The 19,457-nt window shown below is 34.1% G+C and carries 18 protein-coding genes and 1 tRNA gene; 16 read left to right on the top strand and 3 right to left on the bottom strand.

The window, feature by feature from the left end; genetic code table 11:
• Nucleotides 1-16: 16 nt before the first annotated feature.
• The 4 genes from AAGD91_RS00610 to AAGD91_RS00625 all read left to right on the top strand — a co-directional run bounded on the left by AAGD91_RS00610 (nucleotide 17) and on the right by AAGD91_RS00625 (nucleotide 5,476).
• Nucleotides 17-1,513: a TrbI/VirB10 family protein gene (locus tag AAGD91_RS00610; RefSeq protein ID WP_341821104.1), complete on the top strand. Its 1,497-nt coding sequence runs from the start codon at nucleotides 17-19 to the stop codon at nucleotides 1,511-1,513.
• Nucleotide 1,514: 1 nt separating this feature from the next.
• On the top strand, nucleotides 1,515-2,507 hold the full coding sequence (virB11, locus tag AAGD91_RS00615; RefSeq protein WP_341821105.1) for a P-type DNA transfer ATPase VirB11: 993 nt from the start codon (nucleotides 1,515-1,517) through the stop codon (nucleotides 2,505-2,507).
• 30 nt (nucleotides 2,508-2,537) lie between these two features.
• Nucleotides 2,538-4,526: a type IV secretory system conjugative DNA transfer family protein gene (locus AAGD91_RS00620; protein WP_341821106.1), complete on the top strand. Its 1,989-nt coding sequence runs from the start codon at nucleotides 2,538-2,540 to the stop codon at nucleotides 4,524-4,526.
• Nucleotides 4,527-4,648: 122 nt separating this feature from the next.
• Nucleotides 4,649-5,476 carry a P44/Msp2 family outer membrane protein gene (locus tag AAGD91_RS00625; RefSeq protein WP_341821107.1) on the top strand — a complete coding sequence of 276 codons (828 nt, stop codon included), beginning with the start codon at nucleotides 4,649-4,651 and terminating at the stop codon, nucleotides 5,474-5,476.
• 156 nt (nucleotides 5,477-5,632) lie between these two features.
• Here the strand turns inward: AAGD91_RS00625 and prmC are convergent, their stop codons facing one another.
• Both prmC and ispD read right to left on the bottom strand, forming a co-directional pair.
• Nucleotides 5,633-6,472: a peptide chain release factor N(5)-glutamine methyltransferase gene (gene prmC / locus AAGD91_RS00630; protein WP_341821108.1), complete on the bottom strand. Its 840-nt coding sequence runs from the start codon at nucleotides 6,470-6,472 to the stop codon at nucleotides 5,633-5,635.
• Nucleotides 6,473-7,049: 577 nt separating this feature from the next.
• Nucleotides 7,050-8,261, bottom strand: a complete 1,212-nt coding sequence (ispD, locus tag AAGD91_RS00635) for a 2-C-methyl-D-erythritol 4-phosphate cytidylyltransferase (RefSeq protein WP_341821109.1) — start codon at nucleotides 8,259-8,261, stop codon at nucleotides 7,050-7,052.
• Between the two features lie 84 nt (nucleotides 8,262-8,345).
• Between ispD and AAGD91_RS00640 the strand changes: the two genes are divergently transcribed.
• The 8 genes from AAGD91_RS00640 to AAGD91_RS00675 all read left to right on the top strand — a co-directional run bounded on the left by AAGD91_RS00640 (nucleotide 8,346) and on the right by AAGD91_RS00675 (nucleotide 14,932).
• Nucleotides 8,346-8,996, top strand: a complete 651-nt coding sequence (locus tag AAGD91_RS00640; RefSeq protein ID WP_341821110.1) for an alpha/beta hydrolase — start codon at nucleotides 8,346-8,348, stop codon at nucleotides 8,994-8,996.
• 27 nt (nucleotides 8,997-9,023) lie between these two features.
• Nucleotides 9,024-9,251 (top strand): hypothetical protein, encoded by a 228-nt coding sequence (locus AAGD91_RS00645; protein ID WP_341821112.1) that lies wholly within the window; start codon nucleotides 9,024-9,026, stop codon nucleotides 9,249-9,251.
• A 49-nt stretch (nucleotides 9,252-9,300) separates the two neighbouring features.
• Complete coding sequence (locus tag AAGD91_RS00650; RefSeq protein ID WP_341821113.1) at nucleotides 9,301-10,374, top strand: AI-2E family transporter; 1,074 nt, start codon at nucleotides 9,301-9,303, stop codon at nucleotides 10,372-10,374.
• A gap of 129 nt (nucleotides 10,375-10,503) precedes the next feature.
• Nucleotides 10,504-11,139: a DnaA ATPase domain-containing protein gene (locus AAGD91_RS00655; RefSeq protein ID WP_341821114.1), complete on the top strand. Its 636-nt coding sequence runs from the start codon at nucleotides 10,504-10,506 to the stop codon at nucleotides 11,137-11,139.
• A 373-nt stretch (nucleotides 11,140-11,512) separates the two neighbouring features.
• The gene (locus AAGD91_RS00660; RefSeq protein ID WP_341821115.1) at nucleotides 11,513-12,499 is read left to right on the top strand and encodes a tyrosine recombinase; all 987 of its coding nucleotides are present in this window, start codon (nucleotides 11,513-11,515) and stop codon (nucleotides 12,497-12,499) included.
• Nucleotides 12,500-12,554: 55 nt separating this feature from the next.
• Nucleotides 12,555-13,280 carry a lysophospholipid acyltransferase family protein gene (locus tag AAGD91_RS00665; RefSeq protein WP_341821116.1) on the top strand — a complete coding sequence of 242 codons (726 nt, stop codon included), beginning with the start codon at nucleotides 12,555-12,557 and terminating at the stop codon, nucleotides 13,278-13,280.
• A 51-nt stretch (nucleotides 13,281-13,331) separates the two neighbouring features.
• Nucleotides 13,332-13,601: a 30S ribosomal protein S20 gene (gene rpsT / locus AAGD91_RS00670; RefSeq protein WP_006279236.1), complete on the top strand. Its 270-nt coding sequence runs from the start codon at nucleotides 13,332-13,334 to the stop codon at nucleotides 13,599-13,601.
• An 80-nt stretch (nucleotides 13,602-13,681) separates the two neighbouring features.
• The gene (locus AAGD91_RS00675) at nucleotides 13,682-14,932 is read left to right on the top strand and encodes a citrate synthase (RefSeq protein ID WP_341821474.1); all 1,251 of its coding nucleotides are present in this window, start codon (nucleotides 13,682-13,684) and stop codon (nucleotides 14,930-14,932) included.
• Between the two features lie 607 nt (nucleotides 14,933-15,539).
• Here AAGD91_RS00675 and tldD read toward each other — a convergent pair.
• Entirely contained in the window at nucleotides 15,540-16,958 is a 1,419-nt protein-coding gene (gene tldD, locus AAGD91_RS00680) for a metalloprotease TldD (RefSeq protein ID WP_341821117.1), read from the bottom strand.
• A 62-nt stretch (nucleotides 16,959-17,020) separates the two neighbouring features.
• On the opposite strand from tldD, the gene AAGD91_RS00685 reads away from it, so the two are divergent.
• From AAGD91_RS00685 to AAGD91_RS00700, 4 genes are all read left to right on the top strand, one after another.
• Nucleotides 17,021-17,105: transfer RNA gene (locus tag AAGD91_RS00685), tRNA-Leu, on the top strand.
• A gap of 70 nt (nucleotides 17,106-17,175) precedes the next feature.
• A complete protein-coding gene (locus AAGD91_RS00690; RefSeq protein ID WP_341821475.1) occupies nucleotides 17,176-17,700 on the top strand; it encodes a hypothetical protein in 525 nt (174 codons plus the stop codon).
• Nucleotides 17,701-17,945: 245 nt separating this feature from the next.
• Nucleotides 17,946-18,653: a uroporphyrinogen-III synthase gene (locus tag AAGD91_RS00695; RefSeq protein WP_341821118.1), complete on the top strand. Its 708-nt coding sequence runs from the start codon at nucleotides 17,946-17,948 to the stop codon at nucleotides 18,651-18,653.
• On the top strand, nucleotides 18,653-19,432 hold the full coding sequence (locus AAGD91_RS00700; protein ID WP_341821119.1) for an exodeoxyribonuclease III: 780 nt from the start codon (nucleotides 18,653-18,655) through the stop codon (nucleotides 19,430-19,432). The genes AAGD91_RS00695 and AAGD91_RS00700 overlap by 1 nt, the downstream gene beginning before the upstream one ends.
• Nucleotides 19,433-19,457: the final 25 nt, after the last annotated feature.

Raw genomic sequence — 19,457 nt, forward strand, 5'->3', positions numbered from 1 at the left:
CTGTGGTATATGCAATATGAATAAAGAAAGGCGTAACAATTCAGAAGATGAATCAGAAATAGAGAACAAGGTAGTAACAGTTGGCTCTAATCAAGGTCATAGGGCATTGATGGTCATTATTTTAGTGCTTCTGGTTGGTGGAGTGTATTATCTCTATTTTAGTCCTTCTCATAAAGAGGGTTCAGAAGTTATTAAAAAAGAGGAAACAAAGCAAAATGTTCAAGAATTGAAGGGAAAGTTGGAACAAGTTCCAGATAATGTAATGGTTCCTGAAAGAATAATAACTGATCCCTTACCACCCTTACCCCCTCTTCCTACACCACCAATCATACCAGAAATAAAACAAATTAGAAAAGAAGAAGAGAAACCAAAAGAAACTCCTGTGTCAAATATACCTATTTTGCCAAAGCAAAATTTTCCTTCTAGTAATGTTATGGGCAATTTACCTACCTCGTTTCCTACAATAGGGGGTGGCGGTTATCCTAGAGACAGACGTAGTGCACAAATGTTAACAATTTCAGGTGATGGTGGAGAGAATAAGGCTGCTGATGCTATTTTATCTGACACTTCAGCACAATCGAGCAAAGCTACCAGAGTAGGAAAGCTTGGTTTAATGGTTACTCAAGGTAAAATTATTGATGCTGTTCTTGAAACTGCAATAAACTCTGCTCTGCAAGGAATGCTGCGTGCTATTGTGAGTAGAGATGTTTATGCAGAAACTGGTGATACAGTTTTAATACCTAAAGGCTCAAGATTGATAGGCAATTATTCATTTGACTCGAATGTTGCTAAATCTCGTGTAAATATAAACTGGAACAGAGTGATTATGCCACATGGAATAGATATTGCCATCTCATCACTTAGTACTGACGAGCTTGGTAGAGCAGGGATAGCAGGAATAGTTGATAATAAAATAGTAAGTGCATTATTCTCTTCAGTGGCACTTGCTGGTGTTTCAATTGGTTCAGCTGTTGTAGGACAAAAGGCCTCTAATCTTATCGATGCGCTAACTGCCATGGATGCAGTGAAGTCTATTACTGCAACTGAAATAGATATTTCTTCTCTCAAAGGGGCTATTGTTGAGAGATTGGAGGATGCTATAAAAACTGAAGTTGGGAAGGTAAGAGACGAAAAATGGAAATTGGGTCTTAGGGCTATTGAAAAAATTCGGAATGCTAAAAGTGATCAGGATTTACTGAGAATAATAAAGGAAGAAATAGTAAGTGTGATAAAAAGTTCTGGAGCTAGTGGAGTTGATGCAATTACTAGTGACAATATCGGTATAACTTTAGACGATGTACGTCAACTGTTGAGGCAAACTCAGAAAAGAAGCAAATCTGTTTATGATGAAGCAATCGGGAAGTCAATCAATGATTTTTCTAAAGACATGCGAGATATAGTGGGCAGATATACAGATAAAAAACCAACTATTTATGTCGATCAAGGCACCGCATTGAAAGTATTTGTTAACCAAGATATAGTATTTCCTTCACAGGCAATATTAAATCAATGAAATGAATTATGCTGCACTTGATACATATTTGGAGCCATTACAAGGCATATTTCAAGAAGAAGGCGTAAATGAAATATCAATAAATAAGCCAAAGGAAGTATGGATTGAAAATCGCGGTGAAATAAGGTGTGAAAAATTAGAAGTATTCGATCTTAACCATTTGAAATCTCTTGGCAGACTGATTGCTCAAGCTACAGAACAAAAACTTAGCGAAGAAGCACCTTTACTTTCGGCAACATTACCAAATGGTTATCGTATACAGATAGTATTTCCACCAGCATGTGAACCTGATAAAGTAGTCATGTCGATTCGTAAGCCTTCTAGCATGCAATTAGCACTCGATGATTACGAAAAAATGGGGGCTTTTTCTGAAACTGTTACAGAAGCAACTGATAATCCAGTTGACCGTCATTTGGATTTACTGTTAAGGCAAAAAAAAATAAAAGAGTTTTTAGAATACGCTGTAATAAGTAAGAAAAATATTATAATTAGCGGTGGAACTTCCACTGGTAAAACTACTTTTACTAATGCTACTTTGCGTGCTATTCCAGATGAGGAAAGAATTATTACTGTTGAGGATGCAAGGGAAATCGTTTTGAACGATCATCCAAATAGAGTGCATCTGATTTCCTCAAAAGGAGGGCAGGGCAGAGCAAAAGTAACCACTCAAGATTTGATAGAGGCGTGCTTACGTTTAAGGCCAGACAGAATAATAGTTGGTGAGCTCCGTGGAGTGGAAGCTTTTAGTTTTCTTAGGGCGATAAATACTGGTCACCCTGGATCAATATCAACCCTTCATGCGGATAGTCCAACAATGGCCCTTGAGCAAATAAAATTGATGGTTATGCAGGCAAATCTTGGCATTCCTCCAGACCAAATTATACCATACATTAGAAATGTGATTGATATTGTTATTCAGCTAAAAAGAACCGGTAGGGGCAAAAGAAGCATTTCTGAGATATTATTTACTAGATCTGCAAGCGAAAATGCTTAAATTTATACATAAGTTAAAAAAGAGTAGTTTATGAGTAATGGAAATCACCTACGTAATATTCTTATAGGAGGTGTAGTAGCTTTTAGCGTACTTGAGTTTTGCTTCTATCTATCTGGTATATTGTTTGTTCTGTTTGCTGATGGTCCGGATGCTGTGAATTTTAAGGGAACTAATCCTAGTTTGACGCCTTTCCCTCAAGCTCTTTGGCCAACGATTTTTGAGCATATACAATATTGTTGGCACCACCCAGAGTTATATAGACTTGAGATCAAAATCACATTAATTATATCTTCTGCACTGCCTATTGTTGTTTTAATGATTATCTTATGGAATTTAAGAGAAAGGATAATTGAGTGGCGACCATTTAAAAAGAAAGAATCACTTCATGGAGACTCGCAGTGGGCATCAGAGAAAGACATACGAAAAGCAGGATTAAGAAGCAAAAAGGGATTATTGCTTGGTAAAGATAAAAGAGGATACTTTATTGCTGATGGGTTTCAGCATGCATTGTTATTTGCACCTACAGGTTCTGGTAAGGGTGTTGGCTTTGTAATTCCTAATTTATTATTTTGGACTGACTCGGTAATTGTACACGACATAAAATTAGAAAACTATGAAATAACAAGTGGTTGGCGAGAACGACAAGGACAAAAAGTATACGTATGGAATCCAGCGCAGCCAGATGGAATAAGTCACTGTTACAATCCATTACAATGGATTAGTAAAAAACCTGGGCAGATGGTTGACGATGTGCAGAAAATAGCTAACCTAATCATGCCTGAACAAGACTTTTGGCAAAATGAAGCAAGAAGCTTATTTGTTGGAGTGGTATTATACTTACTTGCTGCACCAGAGAAAGTTAAATCTTTTGGTGAAGTTGTGCGTACGATGCGTAGTGATGACGTAGTTTATAATCTTGCTGTTGCTCTTGATACAATGGGTAAAATACTACACCCTGTAGCATATATGAATATTGCAGCTTTTTTACAAAAAGCTGATAAAGAAAGGTCGGGTGTTGTATCAACTATGAACTCATCGCTTGAATTGTGGGCAAACCCATTGATTGATACTGCAACTGCGTCAAGTGATTTTAATATTTTAGATTTTAAAAAGAAGAAAACTACAGTTTATGTTGGTTTAACTCCTGACAACTTGACTAGGCTCAGGCCTTTAATGCAGGTTTTTTACCAACAGGCAACTGAGTTTTTATGTAGAAAATTGCCATCGGATGACGAGCCTTATGGCGTATTGTTTTTAATGGATGAGTTTCCTACACTTGGAAAAATGGAGCAATTTCAAACAGGTATTGCATATTTTCGTGGTTATCGAGTTAGGTTATTCTTAATTGTTCAAGATACTGAGCAGCTCAAAGGAATATACGAAGAAGCAGGAATGAACTCCTTTTTGTCAAACTCGACTTACAGAATAACTTTTGCAGCCAATAATATTGAAACAGCTAATTTAATATCGCAACTTATAGGAAACAAAACTGTACAACAAGAATCGTTGAATAAGCCTAAATTTTTAGATTTAAATCCTGCTTCAAGGTCGTTGCATATCTCTGAAACACAGAGGGCATTGCTATTGCCTCAAGAAGTTATTATGTTGCCACGCGACGATCAGATAATTTTAATAGAGTCAACTTACCCAATTAAATCAAAGAAAATTTTGTACTATAGTGATAGCACCTTCACAAAAAGACTGCTCAAGCAAACTCGTGTGCCTACACAAGAACCATATGACCCAAACAAAGTTCTTTCTGCTGCTGCGAGCAAAGATAAGGTTAATAACGAGGGGAATAATGCTCTTGAGGGGCCTAATTCAGTTGATTATCCTGCTGAAACTAAAACAGAGGATGCAGTGTATGATGAATCAGATGAATTTGCAGACGAAGATATTGATGATGAAGATATTGACGATAAGTTTGAAGATGATGATGATGGGTTTGATGACGAAGACGAGGAGGATGAATTTGAAGATGAGGATATTGACGATAAATTAAAAAATGATCAAAAATAAAGGTTAACTTTGCCTATTTTTAGCTCAGAAAAGTGCAAGTTATGCAAATAATTAGGTTTTTCATATTAAGCCATTTTTAATTAATTAGTATTAGATTAGCTATTTTAACTAGGGGAGTAGTAATGATTAGTAAAAAAACATTAGCGGTTACAGCACTTGCTTTGCTGTTGTCACAACAATCTTTTGCAAGTGAAACAGAAGGGTTTTACTTTGGCAGTGGGTATTACGGTCAATATTTAAATTACATGGGTGAGTTGAAAGCAAAAATTGGAGATACTGCTGCTACAGCTGCCGGTAATGTATCTGTAAATGACAGGAATGCTCAGAATACAGAAGGTCAATTACTAAGTAAGTATAAAGGAGATTATAACCCGCCTTTTGCTGCAAATGTAGCATTTGGTTACACAGGAGAATTGGGTAATAACAGCTACAGAGTTGAATTAGAAGGAATGTATTCTTCCGTAAAAGTGGATAATATTGGTTTAACAAGCAGCCAGATGACAATATCCTACATAAAGGATAAAGCTAAACCAGAAGAGAGATATGGAGCAATAGTCAATCATGACCAGATAGAAAACGCGTCTTTAATGGCAAATGTTTATCATCATTGGAAAAGTGACCGTTTCTCTTTTTCTCCTTACGTTGGTATTGGAGTCGGTGCAACAAGAATGACGATGTTTGAAAAATCGTCAATAAGACCTGCAGGTCAATTAAAAGCTGGCCTTGATTATCGCATAAACGAAGATGTAAATATGCATATCGGATATAGAGGTTTTGGTGCTATTGGTAGCAGTGAGCTCAAACTAGAAACCTTAAAGTTGGATACCGTAACAAAAAAAATGGCTAAACAAATAGGTAGTAATCCAGTATTTACTACCATACAGAATGGCTTTTTTCATACACACGGCATAGAGGCTGGTCTTACTTTCCACTTTGCCAGCAAAGCTTAAACATGTTGCCCTTTTAAAAAATGCATGGCTAACCAAAACCGTTCCTGTCATCCTATGGCTTGACCATAGGATCTAGTTAAATATAGATCCCAGTTTCACGCACTGGGATGACATAGGATAATATGGGATGAAGGAGATAATACAAGAAAACATTAGTTATGTTTTTTGCACAACAATGCACCTCTTCATTCCTGCCAAATCATGTACATATTCCTGAAAAGCTAATTTGTATGAGGGTATTATTTTGTCAATATCATTTTGATCTTCACCTATCTCCAATATTGCAAACCCATTTTTTTTAAGGCACTTTTTCAATATTGGAAAAATACTCAAGTAACAGTTTAAACCATCAATTCCACCATCAAGAGCAATTCTTGGTTCCTTTTGCACTTCGGCTTGCAGGTTTTTCAATTTGCTTCTTTTAATATATGGAGGATTACTGATTATAAGATCGAATGAACCTCTGCACTCTGTCCATGAGCTTGGAAATATTTTGGCTCTGCTGAGGAGATTATGTTTCTTTGTGTTCTGATAGGCAACTTTGTATGCTTCCAAGCTTTTTTCAAAACCGATCCCAACGGCATTTTCATACTCACTAAGTACGGATATCAATAAACAACCTGTGCCTGTACCAAAATCTGCAATTTTTAGTCTCTGCTCTTTATTTGGGTAATATTTTAACACCGTTGAGATTAGTGTTTCACTATCTGGTCTTGGATCCAAAACATGCTGGTTAACTATAAAATTTTTACTCCAGAATTCACGATTACCTATTATTTGCGATATTGGATATCTTTCCGCTCTTTTTTTTGTTAATTTCCAAAATAAAAGTTCTTTCTCCATCGGCACTTGATCAGCATGGTTCATAATTATGAATGATCTTTCCACTCCAAGTACGTGCTGCATGATGATTTCACAATCTAAATGTGGTGATTCAACTTTATGTGACGATAATAACTCCGATCCTTCTTGAATTAAAGTGCTGATTGTTTTCATTATTCTAAAAATGTGTTCCTTTCAGCCAAGAATAGCAATTCCAATTTAGGGTAGCTGCACTAAATCCAAGTGTCAAGCATGGGTTCTTGCATAACCTAAACAGAAAAAAGATATTATTTTAGATATAAGCTATAAATATTTAAGAAATTTACCAAATAAAAAAGAGGCAAAAGAAGCCCCATGATTGGCTAATTACCTATATTAACTTTATAAATTGGCGTTTTTTACTCTCAACACTCCAATTTAGCTACTTTTATAACAAAATTGTAAACATTAAGAAATTTACTAAGCAGAAAAAAAAGCAAAAGAAACCCCGTGGCAATTAGTGTTCACTCTCTAATCCTGCAAATTGGCGTACTATACTGTCTTAAACGACTTATAAGCGCGTTTCAGCTTATATAGGCTAAAACCTAGAAATGTTGTGAAGACATAAGGTGCACATAGTGCAAAAAATTAAAAATAAGACGCCAACCACGTTGTTTTCTTGCTGTTTAATCTGCACAGATGAAGATAACTAAATACTTTCAATTTTATGATAAGGGAGCTGGCGGAGTTTGTCAAGTAAGTTTTTTCGTTTCTATTCCCAATAAAAGTTTGTATGCAATAACACAGAAACATATGCTGCTATTCCTTCATTTCTTCCAATAGAACCTAATTTTTCTGCAGTGGTTGCTTTGATATTTACAAATTCATCATCAATTTCTAATGCTTTTGATATGAATTTCTTCATTTCTACTTTGTAAGGCGATATTTTAGGCTCCTCACAAACTATAGTAATATCTAAATTAGACACGCTGTACCCTTTTTCCTTTGCTTTTTTAGCAGCAAAGTCAAGAAAGTGAGATGAATTGCAATCTTTCCATTCAGAGGAACTAGGAGGAAAGTGCTCTCCTATGTCGCCACATCCCAGTGCTCCGAGTATTGCATCAACGATTGCATGTATTGCAACATCACCATCAGAGTGCGCTTCTATTGCCATGTTGTGTTCAATTTTCACACCGCAAATTTTTATAAAGCTCTCATCACCATTTTGAACTTTAATGAACTTATGTATATCATAACCAGTTCCGACACGAAATTTTGGCTCTTCAAAGAGAAGCTTTGCCATATTGATATCCTCTTTTGTGGTTAACTTAAAATTGCTTTTCTCACCTTTAATAATCGCAACATGTTTTTTGTGCTCTACCATTAGTGATGAATCGTCAGTAAATTCTTTGTCTGATTGATGGCACGATAATAATTCTTTGAAATTAAAAATTTGAGGAGTTTGTATGGCTCTGAGTTTTCCTCTTGAAATCGTAGATTCAACGAAATTATTACCCACCAATGACATAGTGTCTTCGACTTCTATTGCTGGTACTACTCCTGTATATTGATCATTAATCATGGACTGAGCCAAGTTATCTATCAGAACATCTGACACAAAAGGCCTACAAGCATCGTGTATAACTACAAAATCTGGGTTAACTTTTTGTAAGCTTTTAAGCCCTAGTTTAACTGAATTTTGCCTGTTTTCTCCTCCATATACAGGGCTTAGTAATTTAGTGTCTGTAATTAGTGATATAGCTTTCTCATAGAAATTTTCATGGTCTCTATTAATTGCTATTCTTATGTAATCTATATATTGGTTAGCCAGAAATCTTTTAATTGCATGAAATAAAACAGATTTACCTGCAAGTTTTGTATACTGCTTAGGAATTGTGTTACTGCATCTACTGCCTACTCCTGCTGCAACTATTAATGCTGCTATTTTGTATTTCTTAAGTCTGTTAGTGTGCATATTTATCATTTTCAGCGTAAGTGTATAGTAACAAGTTATTTACAGTTTTAAAAAAAGAGTGTATTATCTTATAAGATATAATACGATGCTAGAATGCACATTACTAAGTGTAATAAAGAAAATGAGATACACCTTATATTCTTTCATGGAATAGGGGATAATCATAAAAATGCTCAACAATGCTTACAGCATTTATGTGGCAGAAATAGGCTAAAAGCTATTGCTCATACACATAAATATCCGGCTATATTCCAAAACTACATAACTTATGCTGCAGTTAGCTTTTTGTTCCTCATGGCATCTGTATCAGTGCCCATTGCAATATTACTACTTATAAGCCCCATAACAGCTGGAGTAGTTGGTTTAGCAAGCTTAGCTGCTCTAACTTGCATTTTTTTATCCGTAATGCTTATTATTCCCTTTATAAATAGAGATCAAAGTTTGCTTAAGCCCTCGATAGAAGAAATCAATGAATTAATGGACAAGGGTGTGAGGCCTGAAAACATTATACTTTTTGTCCGTTCCTTTGGAGGAGCAGTTGCATCGGCAGTTTTGAAGCACTTTGCAGACAAAAACGTTAAACTTGGAAGTGTTATTTTTACTAGCACTTTCAGCTCTTTTCATACAGCAATAGGGCATTTTCCGATCCCTCAAGCAAAAATTTTAAGTATGTTGCCCTCATCCATTTTTAAAAAATTGCTAAAGGCTTTAGATCTAGATTTTGATTTAGTGAACGATATATGAAAGTTGCGAGATGAGGGAAAATTGAATATGCCAATAATAGTTATTAATAGCAAAAGAGATTACTTAATACCACAACCTGCACAATTGGCGCACGCAATAGAAAATGATGTATTGCTACGTGGAAAATTGATCAAGACTGTTAATTCGAAAAGGTATGAAGATGATCCACATAACGGAGTTTTATCTAGTTGGGAATTGGGTGAAAATTTGATTGACCTAATACTTAATAAAATTGATAAAACAATGAATAGATAGTATTTACAATAAACTGTATATTTTTCAGTAAATTGACTATGCTAAACGCATGCAAAAACGTCATATAACTATTTGTTTTATACAGCTTTTTATAATAGGGATGTTATTCCTGATGCGTCCTATGATTTTTCCATGTTTAATGTCGATTGTTATTGCATATTTGTTTAATCCGCTAGTAGTCAAGTTTGAAAAGTATAGAATACCGCGTTCATGTTCTGTAATTTTTATAATACTTGTTTTATTAATAGCTTTTATACTAGTTATAACATTTGTTTTACCTATTATATATGTTCAAATTACTTCAATATTAAATTTCTTAGTGAGTAAAGTGCCTTCATTAAAACTTAAAGTAATCCCCTCTGTATTAGAATTTCTTAATATAAAAATCGAGGATAGCTTATTTGATCACTTATCTAAAAATCTAGCAGAAAATTACAGCGACTATGTATCTTATTTCATAAATGCTCTTGATATTGCTAGTAACTTTATAATCCAAGTGTTAAGTTCAAGCTTTAGCTTAATTCACACGGTATCATTAATGGTGATTACTCCTGTAGTATTTTTCTATATATTACGTGATTGGCCTTTAATTATAGAAAAAGCTAATAAATTAATTCCTGTTTCTTATAGAGAAAAAGTTGCAAATTATTTTTCCAAAGTGGATTTCATCATATCTAATTATCTAAAGGGGCAGGTAAATGTATGTATTGTCATGATGGTCTTTTACTCTGTGAGCCTAAGCATAATCGGATTGAAACACTCTATTGTTATTGGAATTTTATCAGGAATATTAACGTTCATACCTTACGTAGGACCATTATTATATACCATTATTGGGTTTTTGAGCGCTATTACTCAATTTAGTGAATGGTTTGAAAGTGCTGCCGTTTTGCTATTATTTGGTGTTGGACAATTAATAGATTCAAACATATTAGTTCCTTTATTAATAGGAAAAAAAGTTCATATACATCCAGCTGTAATTATTCTGGGAATTACTATATGCGCTTCATATTTTGGATTTACAGGTATATTACTTTTTATTCCAATAATAGCAATGTTCAATGTATCAGTAGAATATGCAATCAATAAATATTTTAAAAGTGAGCTTTATAAAAACGGCTAACAGACCTTTTGCATAATCAATTTATGGTAAGAGGAGAAATGAGCCCAGAATACCTGAGATATTTGAGGAGCGTAAGTAAATTTCTGCGCAAAAATTACTACCAGAAAGAGGTTACGTAAGAGGTTTAATGTGCAATTAAATTTATTTAACAACAATCAAGCTGATTATAGTCGGCAAAATTACATCATCTTAGATGAAAATAAGCACATATATAATTCAGTAATTGAGGATTTATCTTGGAAATCTCTCATTCTTTTTGGACCTAAAAGCTCTGGTAAAACTCATCTTGCTCATATTTGGCAGTCAATAAACGATGCAATTTTTATCAATGTGAATAACTTTATAAGCGAGATTAGGTATAGCGATGCTTTTATTTTAGAAGACGTACAAAACATTAAAGATGAAGAAATGTTATTACATTGTTACAATTACATGAAAGAAAATGATAAGAAGTTGCTAATCACTTCTTCAATTTCACCAAAAAAACTTAACTTCAAACTAAGAGATTTAAGTTCTCGAATATTATCAACTATCAGCGTAAAAATTTTGCCTGCAAGCGAAGAATTATTAAGAATCATGCTAATAAAACGATTTTCAGATAAACAGTTAAAAATTGATTTAAAAGTGATTAATTATATTTTAGCAAGAATAGAACGTTCTTTCTATAGCATTGATAAAATTATAGAGAAGATAGATAATGAATCTATAGGGTCAAATGTGACCGTTCCTTTTATTAGCACTTTATTTAAAAAAGATGCCATTTGATTTCTTCTTTTGTAAAGTACTCATTTTATATATTAAAAATTTATTAACACCCATAGCACTAACGTGATTGAAATCTCTATCTGTCCATGTTAGAATTATAATAAATGTTATGTTATAATAAATATATATAGATACAGCTAAGAAGTATTCTATATTTATAGTAGAGCTCACTTTATAAGGTGTTTTTTATAGATTTGACGTTATAATTTAACTATGATAAGAGTAAGATTAAATTTTAAAAAAAGGTTAAAGCAAAGGTTTGTGATGTTCACTCTATTGATAAATGCCTTATTTGTCTCATATTTTCTCATAAGACACATAGGAAACACTTCCAATCAAATTATAGCCAAAGAAATAAATATAGGAGCTGATAATGAAAAATAAACAGTCGCAAAATAAAAAAGAAAATCTTTACATAACATATTACATAGATGCTTTGGCTTCAGAGAGGTCCGCTACACAAAATACTCTGGAAAGTTATCGTTCGGATTTACACCAGTTTGAAGAATTTTTATTAGAAAGCGGCACTACCTTGGTTGGCGTAAACAAAACCAATATTAAAGATTATGTGAAATATCTATGTACACAAAAAAAATATAAAAGTAGCTCTATATCAAGAAAAATATCCGCTATGAAAAATTTCTATAAGTGTCTATTTAATGACGGAATAATAGATTTTAATCCAGCACCGGCTAATGATGCTGAATTAAAGAATCCAAAAGTTTCTCGTCCTTTGCCTAAGTATTTAAGTGTCGAAGAAATATTTTTGCTAATGGACGCAGTGAGAAAATCAGCAAGCGAATCGAATAAAGAGATAAGCAGTAAAAGGCTATGTGCGATTTTAGATATCCTTTACTCTTCTGGAATGCGTGTTTCTGAATTAATTGATATGAAGTTATGTGAAGTGTCACATTTAATAAACAGTAATAACAAAGAATGCTATATAATAATAAAAGGAAAAAGTGGTAGAGAGAGGCAAATTCTTTTTAATGAACAAGCATTGGAGAGCCTTAGAAATTATTTATCAGTTCGTGACAATCTGATCCCTAACGAAAAGGAATCCGATTGGCTATTCCCAGGTGATAAACCTAATAAACCAATTACAAGACAGAGGGTCGGTCAATTAATGAAGGAGTTAGCAAGAAAATGCAATATTGATGAAAATAAGATCTCTCCACACGTGATTAGGCATTCTTTTGCTACCCATCTACTGGATAGCGGAGCAAATATTGTGTTGATACAGAAAGTTCTTGGCCATACTAACCTTTCTACAACACAAATATATACTCATATTGCTAACGAAAAGTTAAAGGACAAATTAGCTGATTCGCATCCTATTACTCAGATGATCAATAATTAAACTTATTGCTTTTAATTTGTAGTAAAGTTAAATTCAAATAAGTTTATGTGAGTTTGTGATTTCAAGTTTATTGTTTAATTTCTTCCTTATATTATGGGAAGTATTCTATACTTTAATTGTTCTCCCTGTAATTTTCTTTCCTGAGTATGTAATAACCATTTTCCTCGTCTGTTCGGTGAGAGTTGTATTATTCATGCTGCGTTTATTATGTGGCATTAAATATGAAGTGAGGGGAATGGAAAAAATTCCTAAGCAACCTTTTATCATTGCATCTAAACACCAATCTCCATTTGAAACATTTATTTTTATACTACTATTTAGAAAAGCGGTTTTTATTTTAAAACGTGAATTGAAATGGATTCCATTCATTGGTTTACATCTTATAGCGCTGAAAATGATTTTTATTAACCGTTCAGATGGTATCAGTTCTATACGCCATATAATTAAACTAGCAAAAATGCGTATAAAAGAAAATAGGAGCATAATAATATTTCCTGAAGGTACAAGAACGACTATAAACCAAAATATAAAATATCAACCAGGTATTGCTGCTTTATATAGCGTATTATCTGTTCCTGTGTTACCGGTTGCTTTAAACACTGGTTTGTTTTGGCCAAAAAGCATACTTTCTCTGAGAAAGAATCCCGGAAAGGCAGTAATAGAAATATTGCCCCCAATATATCCTGGGTTAAACAAAAATGAATTCTTGCAAAGTTTAGAAAAAATTATTGAAGAGAGAAGCAGTAGATTAACCATAGAAAAAACTGATATTGCAAATTAACAAAAAAACTTTATAATTAAAAAAAAAGTACAGTATTTTAGGTATTAATATATGGCAAATCATAAGAGTGCTAAAAAAATGATAAAGGTAATAGCAAAGCGCACTTTAATAAATAAGATGCGGAAAAGTAAAACTCGCACCGCTATTAGAAAATTGGTTGATATAATCAAGTCTGGCGACAAAGAAAATGTTGTTCTGGCATTTCGGAATGCTGAATCTAATTTACACAAGTGTGTGAATAAAGGTGTTATTCATAGGAATACTGCTGCGCGTAAAATAAGTCGCTTAAATGCAAAAGTAAAAGCATTGATGACCGCTTAATACGGTTAATGTAAAGTTAACTGTATTAATATATACTCTTCAGTTTGTATATTCTGTATAAAATTTAAGTAGCTTAAGTGATGGATAAAAAAGTGCTATTAGAACTAAGTAATGGATTAAAAATTGAGCTACCCATATTAAGTGGAACAATAGGTCCTGACGTGTTAAATATCAAGGATTTATATAAGACGACAGGATTATTCACTTATGATCCGGGGTTTGTTTCCACAGCTTCATGTTCTTCTTCGATTACATTTATTGATGGAGATGAAGGAGTTCTTAAATATAGGGGACATGATATAGCTGATTTGGCAGAGAATAATAGTTTTACTGCTGTGATTTATTTATTACTCTATGGTGAACTACCCAGTTCAGAGCAACACAAAAAATTTCTTCTCAAAATACAGGAATCATCCAAAGTATCAGAGCAAGTTACAAATGTAATCAAAGCATTTCCAAAAACTGCTCACCCTATGTCGATTTTAGTTGCATGTTTTGCAAATTTGTCAGCATCTTACCATGAAACACATGGCAACAATGTCAATGGTGAAGATTTAGATTTTGGAATTTCTGCAATAGCACAAGTTCCTGCAATTGTTGCAATGATTTATAGGCATATCAACAATCAGGAATTCATAAATGCTAACAATGAATTAAGTTACAGTGAAAATTTCTTAAAGATGATATTTGGCGATGCTGTTGATAATGATAAAAGCGCCCTTTTTGCAAAAGCTCTGGATAAAATATTTACTCTCCATGCTGATCATGAACAGAATGCTTCTACGGCGGCTGTCAGATTGGTGGGATCGGCTGGTTCTAATCTGTTTGCAAGCCTCTCTGTAGGAGTTGCTACACTTTGGGGACCAGCACATGGTGGAGCTAATGAAGCAGTTATAAATATGCTAAAAGAGATAGAGCAAAGTGAAGATATAGATAAATTCATCGAAAAAGCTAAAGATGATAAAGATCCATTTAAATTGATGGGATTTGGACATCGTGTTTATAAAAATTATGATCCGCGCGCGCGGATATTGAAAGACGCTTGTCATGAGGTTCTAAGTAAACTAGAACAAAATAATGAATTGCTCAAAATTGCAAAAAAACTTGAAGAAATAGCTTTAAAGGATGAATATTTTATCGTGCGTAAGTTATATCCAAATGTTGATTTTTACTCAGGTATAATAATGAATGCTATCGATATTCCCTCAAATATGTTCACGCCTATTTTTGCACTTGCAAGAACCACTGGTTGGGTTACTCAGTGGTATGAAATGATAAATGATAAAGAAACTAAGATCTGTAGACCAAGGCAACTCTATTTTGGTAAATAAATTTATTTTCACTTCATTCACAATTTTTCTTTGAGCAATTTAACTTCTAAGATCTTCAAATATTTTTTTATTACCAGAGAGCAACTGAAGATCCTACTCCAAAACTGTGCTCTATAGCTGACCCAAGCAACACGTCATACCGCGATTCATTCGCGGTATCTCATCCGCTAACAAGTAGCGGGATGACGATTGTCGGTGAACCTAAGTTACTTTAGCTACAAACGTTAAGAAATTTACCAAGTAAAAAAAAGGCAAAAGAAACCCCGAGTAGCGAGTTTGACTCTCTAATACTTTAAATTGGCGCTGTAATAATGTGCTGACGCTTAGTTTAAGCGCGATTTGGCTGAATGTAGAAAAATTTTAAAAGACATGCAGCCGCTATAATTTTATGTAATCCGCCAAAAAATACCCTAAGTTTTTTACTGAATTTTGTCATTGAGCCTGCAGGTCAAAAACAAGTTTTGAGTCATAAATACCCTTATTGTCATAATAAGGGGGGTGGCGAAGTTTGTCAAGTAAGTTTTTTCGTTTCTGCGGGCTACTTGAATAACGGCTACAATGTTTGTACAATTGTGCTTCATGCGCTGGAACCCGTTTTAGCCCTTATCTATATCTCAGTTCCACCAACAGTTATTGCGTCGACTTTGAGTGTTGGTTGACCAACTCCAACGGGCACATTTTGTCCATCTTTTGAGCATGTGCCAACACCGGGGTCCAACTTTAAGTCGTTGCCAACCATGGATACTTTTTTTAGCACTGTTGGCCCATCACCAATTAGTGTTGCTCCTTTGACTGGCTGTGTAATTTTACCATTTTCTATTAAGTAAGCTTCTGAAGATGAAAAAACAAATTTCCCTGACGTTATATCAACTTGCCCACCACCGAAATTTACTGCATACAGACCTTTCTTTACGCTAGATATTATTTCTTCCGGCGTATGTTTCCCTGGTAACATATAGGTGTTTGTCATGCGCGGCATAGTAACTTCTTTATAACTTTCTCTTCTACCATTACCAGTTGGATTCACACCCATGAGTTTAGCATTCATATGATCCTGCATGTAGCCTTTGAGAATTCCATCCTCTATCAATACATTATAACTGGGTGGAGTACCTTCATCATCTATGCTAATAGAACCACGCAAATTAGGCAGAGTTCCATCATCAACTACTGTGATGCCACTAGCTGCTACTTGTTTACCAATAGAATTTGAAAATGCTGAGACTCCTTTACGATTAAAATCGCCTTCGAGTCCATGACCCACAGCTTCATGCAACAATACTCCCGGCCAGCCCGGACCTAGAATAACTTTCATTTCTCCGGCTGGAGTTGGAATTGCTTCAAGATTTACCAGTGCTTGTTCCAAAGCCTGGTTTGCAACTTCTTTCCACTTTTTCTCAGAAATAAACTTACTATAAGAATCCCTTCCACCGTGTCCTGCGGAGCCTCTCTCGGTTCGACCATCTTTCTCTACGATGACTAACACATTAAAACGTACCAGAGGCCTGATATCGCTCAATCTGTGATCACCCTTTATTATTTGTACGACTTGCCATTCTCCACTTAGAGTTATTTTTACTTGCTTCACGCAGTTATTTTTGGACCTTACATACTCATTAACCTCATTGAGTAGTTTAATCTTTGAATTCAGATCCATTTCATTTGTAGGGTTAATCCTCGAATATAGGCTTTTTGTCTCTTCGTTTAAATTTATTGAATTTGTCTTGTTTAAAGACACTGAGCTTTTTACCATAGAAGCAGCATTACTAATTTCTTTTTCGCTAATCTCAGAAGAACAAACGAAAGATGTACTATCCTCACAAAAAGACCTTAAACCAAATCCCCTTCTGGTATTCAAATCCACGTGTTTTAATATATTGTCATCAAAAACTAGGGACTCCGACTGGCAAAATTCTAGAAACAGCTCACCACCATCGCTATTGCTCAAAGCGTTATTGACTATTTTATATACGTTATTAATATTAACATTGTTTTGAGCGAAAAATATTTGATCTAGATTTGGCATTACCTTTGAACTAAAAATTGTTTAAGTATATTATTTAACTTTAACATAGTAAACTATAAAAAGCCCGGGTGGCGGAATTGGTAGACGCGCTAGCTTCAGGTGCTAGTAACTTTTTAAGTTGTGGAAGTTCAAGTCTTCTCTCGGGCACTCTTAGCTTCCATATTGCTTGTTGAATTAATTAATGCTACAATATAACGTATTAGGTAATATTTATGCTATGTATGGTGAAAAAGATAAGTTAGCCGACAGAAAGAAGGTACGAACTTACTCGAAACGCTTAGTTATTACACTATCTACTGCTTCTTTTATTGGATATATAGCAGCATTAGCCTTTAGTATTCCTGTCTTAAGTCTGTATTTTAGTATTGCCGGCACTATATTAAGTGTACTTTCGTTTGCTTTAAATATATGGTCATTAAAGGATCATTTCCTACAGCAGAAGCAACTTGGCGTAGAAAACACTCCAGGACAAAAAAAACTAACAAAGATCTGTCTTGATATTACATCTAACGTTTCGTTTTTAATAGGAGGAATTGCATCTATATTGCCTCTCGAATCTCCTATCATTCCTTTTGTTTCTACTGCCTTTTTTATTCTAGGCTGTGCCTTTATGGCAGCTAATATCGTTCGGACTATGATTAGTAAGCCACAAATAGATAAAAATGATAATCTCAAAGCTAGTGATCACTTTAACATTCAACCCGCGATAGCTGGGCCTAATTATCATGCATCAATAAATTAACCCATTCGACTTATACAGGAATATTAGCTATATAATTCCATTGAAGGGAGCCATTCAAAAGAGCTCAACGTAATTAGCATTAAAAAAGTATAAGTGAATTTAAAGCTTAGTGGTAAATAGGGGACTGAGTATCCTCACTTCAACATCAATTACTTGAATAGTTGCTCAAGCTATCAAAATAAAAGTTTTTATTCAGTAATTTGTGTATAAAGGATATTATTTTACTGGTAGTGAAATAAATCAGAATGAAGTCTATTTTATTAACGAGGCCTTTATTGGATTCGTTCAATACAAGAAATATATTGAGAAAGTATGGATACAAAGTTTTTATAGAACCAGTATTCACAATAAAGTACTTAAATCCTGATATATCTGCGTACGAATTTGACGTTGTGATATCTACAAGTAAAAACAGTGTAAAGGCTTTTAGTCAAATATGCAAAGAGGATGACTTTCCGATTATTACAGTTGGTAATTCAACCATGCAGGCTGCAAAAAATTTGGGATTTTCTGATATAATCTCAGCAGACAGCAACGTTGATGGTCTGATATCATTCATAAAAGCTCATTATTCAAACGCAATAAAGTTCTTGTATATAAGGGGACAAGAAGTATCATGTGAACTAAAAAAGAGATTATCTGAAGAAGATTTTAATGTAAGAGAAGTTGTACTCTATAAAACAATTATAAAAAGGAGTCTAACTAATAGGTGTAAAAATTTACTGTTGGATGGTAAAATTGATAGTGTTGCTTTTTTTTCCTCACAGACAGCAAGGGTATTTTGTTCATTAGTTCTAAAAAGTGGGCTATCTCATGTGATGAATAATACAGTTGCATATACCATGAGTAAAAACATTGCTGATAGTTTAAGGTTAATCAAATGGAAAAAAATTATAACATCGAGGTTGCCTACTGGGGAGAGTTTAATTGATATAATTAATAAGGATTGTTGATGCTAAAGATTGCAACTTGGAATGTAAACTCCATACGTAAAAGAGTTAACCAACTTTGTAGTTTTATAGTTGACAGTCAGATAGATATAGTTTTGCTGCAAGAGATAAAATGTATGGAAGAGCAATTTCCTTATGTAGAGATAGAAAAGTTAGGATATGAATATGCTATCTATGGACAAGTTGCAAGAAATGGCGTTTGTGTTTTATCTAAATATCCGATACTGGAAAAATTAAAAATTGATGTTGTAGAGAGTCATCAAGAAGCACGTTATATAGAATGTGTGATAAAACACACCTATCATAAGGTAAGGGTAGGAAGTGTATACGTTCCAAATGGTCAAAGCCCAGACTCTCATATGTTTGAGTATAAACTCAAGTTTTTTGATAACCTATGTGAAAGGATGAGCACTTTGTTGAAAAATGAAGAGTTAACTATTATAGCTGGCGATTATAATGTTGCACTGGATGAAATTGATGTTTTTGATTCAAATTTATTGAATGGCCAAGTGTGCTTTCATATAAAAGAACGTGAGAAGTTAAGAGCAATCTTGAATCTTGGGTTTAAAGACACGTTTAGAATATCCCACCCCAATTTGCAACAATTCACTTGGTGGCATTATCAAGGCAATTCACTCAGAAACAATCAAGGAATGCGAATAGATTATATGCTATTATCGCCACAAGCTGTAGATAAATTGGAAACATGCTACGTAGATGATAGATTGCGTAAGCTAGAAAATCCGTCTGATCATACTCCTGTTGTATGCGTTATAGAATAATAGTAGACCTCTTACACAACTCACT

Source organism: Wolbachia endosymbiont (group A) of Myopa testacea (assembly GCF_964027115.1).
Classification (GTDB): Bacteria; Pseudomonadota; Alphaproteobacteria; order Rickettsiales; family Anaplasmataceae; genus Wolbachia.

Bases quoted from the DNA above. Each gene is read 5' to 3' on its own strand.
- AAGD91_RS00610 (WP_341821104.1), top strand. From the start codon at position 17: ATGAATAAAGAAAGGCGTAACAATTCAGAAGATGAATCAGAAATAGAG.
- virB11 (WP_341821105.1), top strand. From the start codon at position 1,515: ATGAATTATGCTGCACTTGATACATATTTGGAGCCATTACAAGGCATA.
- AAGD91_RS00620 (WP_341821106.1), top strand. From the start codon at position 2,538: ATGAGTAATGGAAATCACCTACGTAATATTCTTATAGGAGGTGTAGTA.
- AAGD91_RS00625 (WP_341821107.1), top strand. From the start codon at position 4,649: ATGATTAGTAAAAAAACATTAGCGGTTACAGCACTTGCTTTGCTGTTG.
- prmC (WP_341821108.1), bottom strand. From the start codon at position 6,472: ATGAAAACAATCAGCACTTTAATTCAAGAAGGATCGGAGTTATTATCG.
- ispD (WP_341821109.1), bottom strand. From the start codon at position 8,261: ATGATAAATATGCACACTAACAGACTTAAGAAATACAAAATAGCAGCA.
- AAGD91_RS00640 (WP_341821110.1), top strand. From the start codon at position 8,346: ATGCACATTACTAAGTGTAATAAAGAAAATGAGATACACCTTATATTC.
- AAGD91_RS00645 (WP_341821112.1), top strand. From the start codon at position 9,024: ATGCCAATAATAGTTATTAATAGCAAAAGAGATTACTTAATACCACAA.
- AAGD91_RS00650 (WP_341821113.1), top strand. From the start codon at position 9,301: ATGCAAAAACGTCATATAACTATTTGTTTTATACAGCTTTTTATAATA.
- AAGD91_RS00660 (WP_341821115.1), top strand. From the start codon at position 11,513: ATGAAAAATAAACAGTCGCAAAATAAAAAAGAAAATCTTTACATAACA.
- rpsT (WP_006279236.1), top strand. From the start codon at position 13,332: ATGGCAAATCATAAGAGTGCTAAAAAAATGATAAAGGTAATAGCAAAG.
- AAGD91_RS00675 (WP_341821474.1), top strand. From the start codon at position 13,682: ATGGATAAAAAAGTGCTATTAGAACTAAGTAATGGATTAAAAATTGAG.
- tldD (WP_341821117.1), bottom strand. From the start codon at position 16,958: ATGCCAAATCTAGATCAAATATTTTTCGCTCAAAACAATGTTAATATT.
- AAGD91_RS00690 (WP_341821475.1), top strand. From the start codon at position 17,176: ATGTATGGTGAAAAAGATAAGTTAGCCGACAGAAAGAAGGTACGAACT.
- AAGD91_RS00695 (WP_341821118.1), top strand. From the start codon at position 17,946: ATGAAGTCTATTTTATTAACGAGGCCTTTATTGGATTCGTTCAATACA.
- AAGD91_RS00700 (WP_341821119.1), top strand. From the start codon at position 18,653: ATGCTAAAGATTGCAACTTGGAATGTAAACTCCATACGTAAAAGAGTT.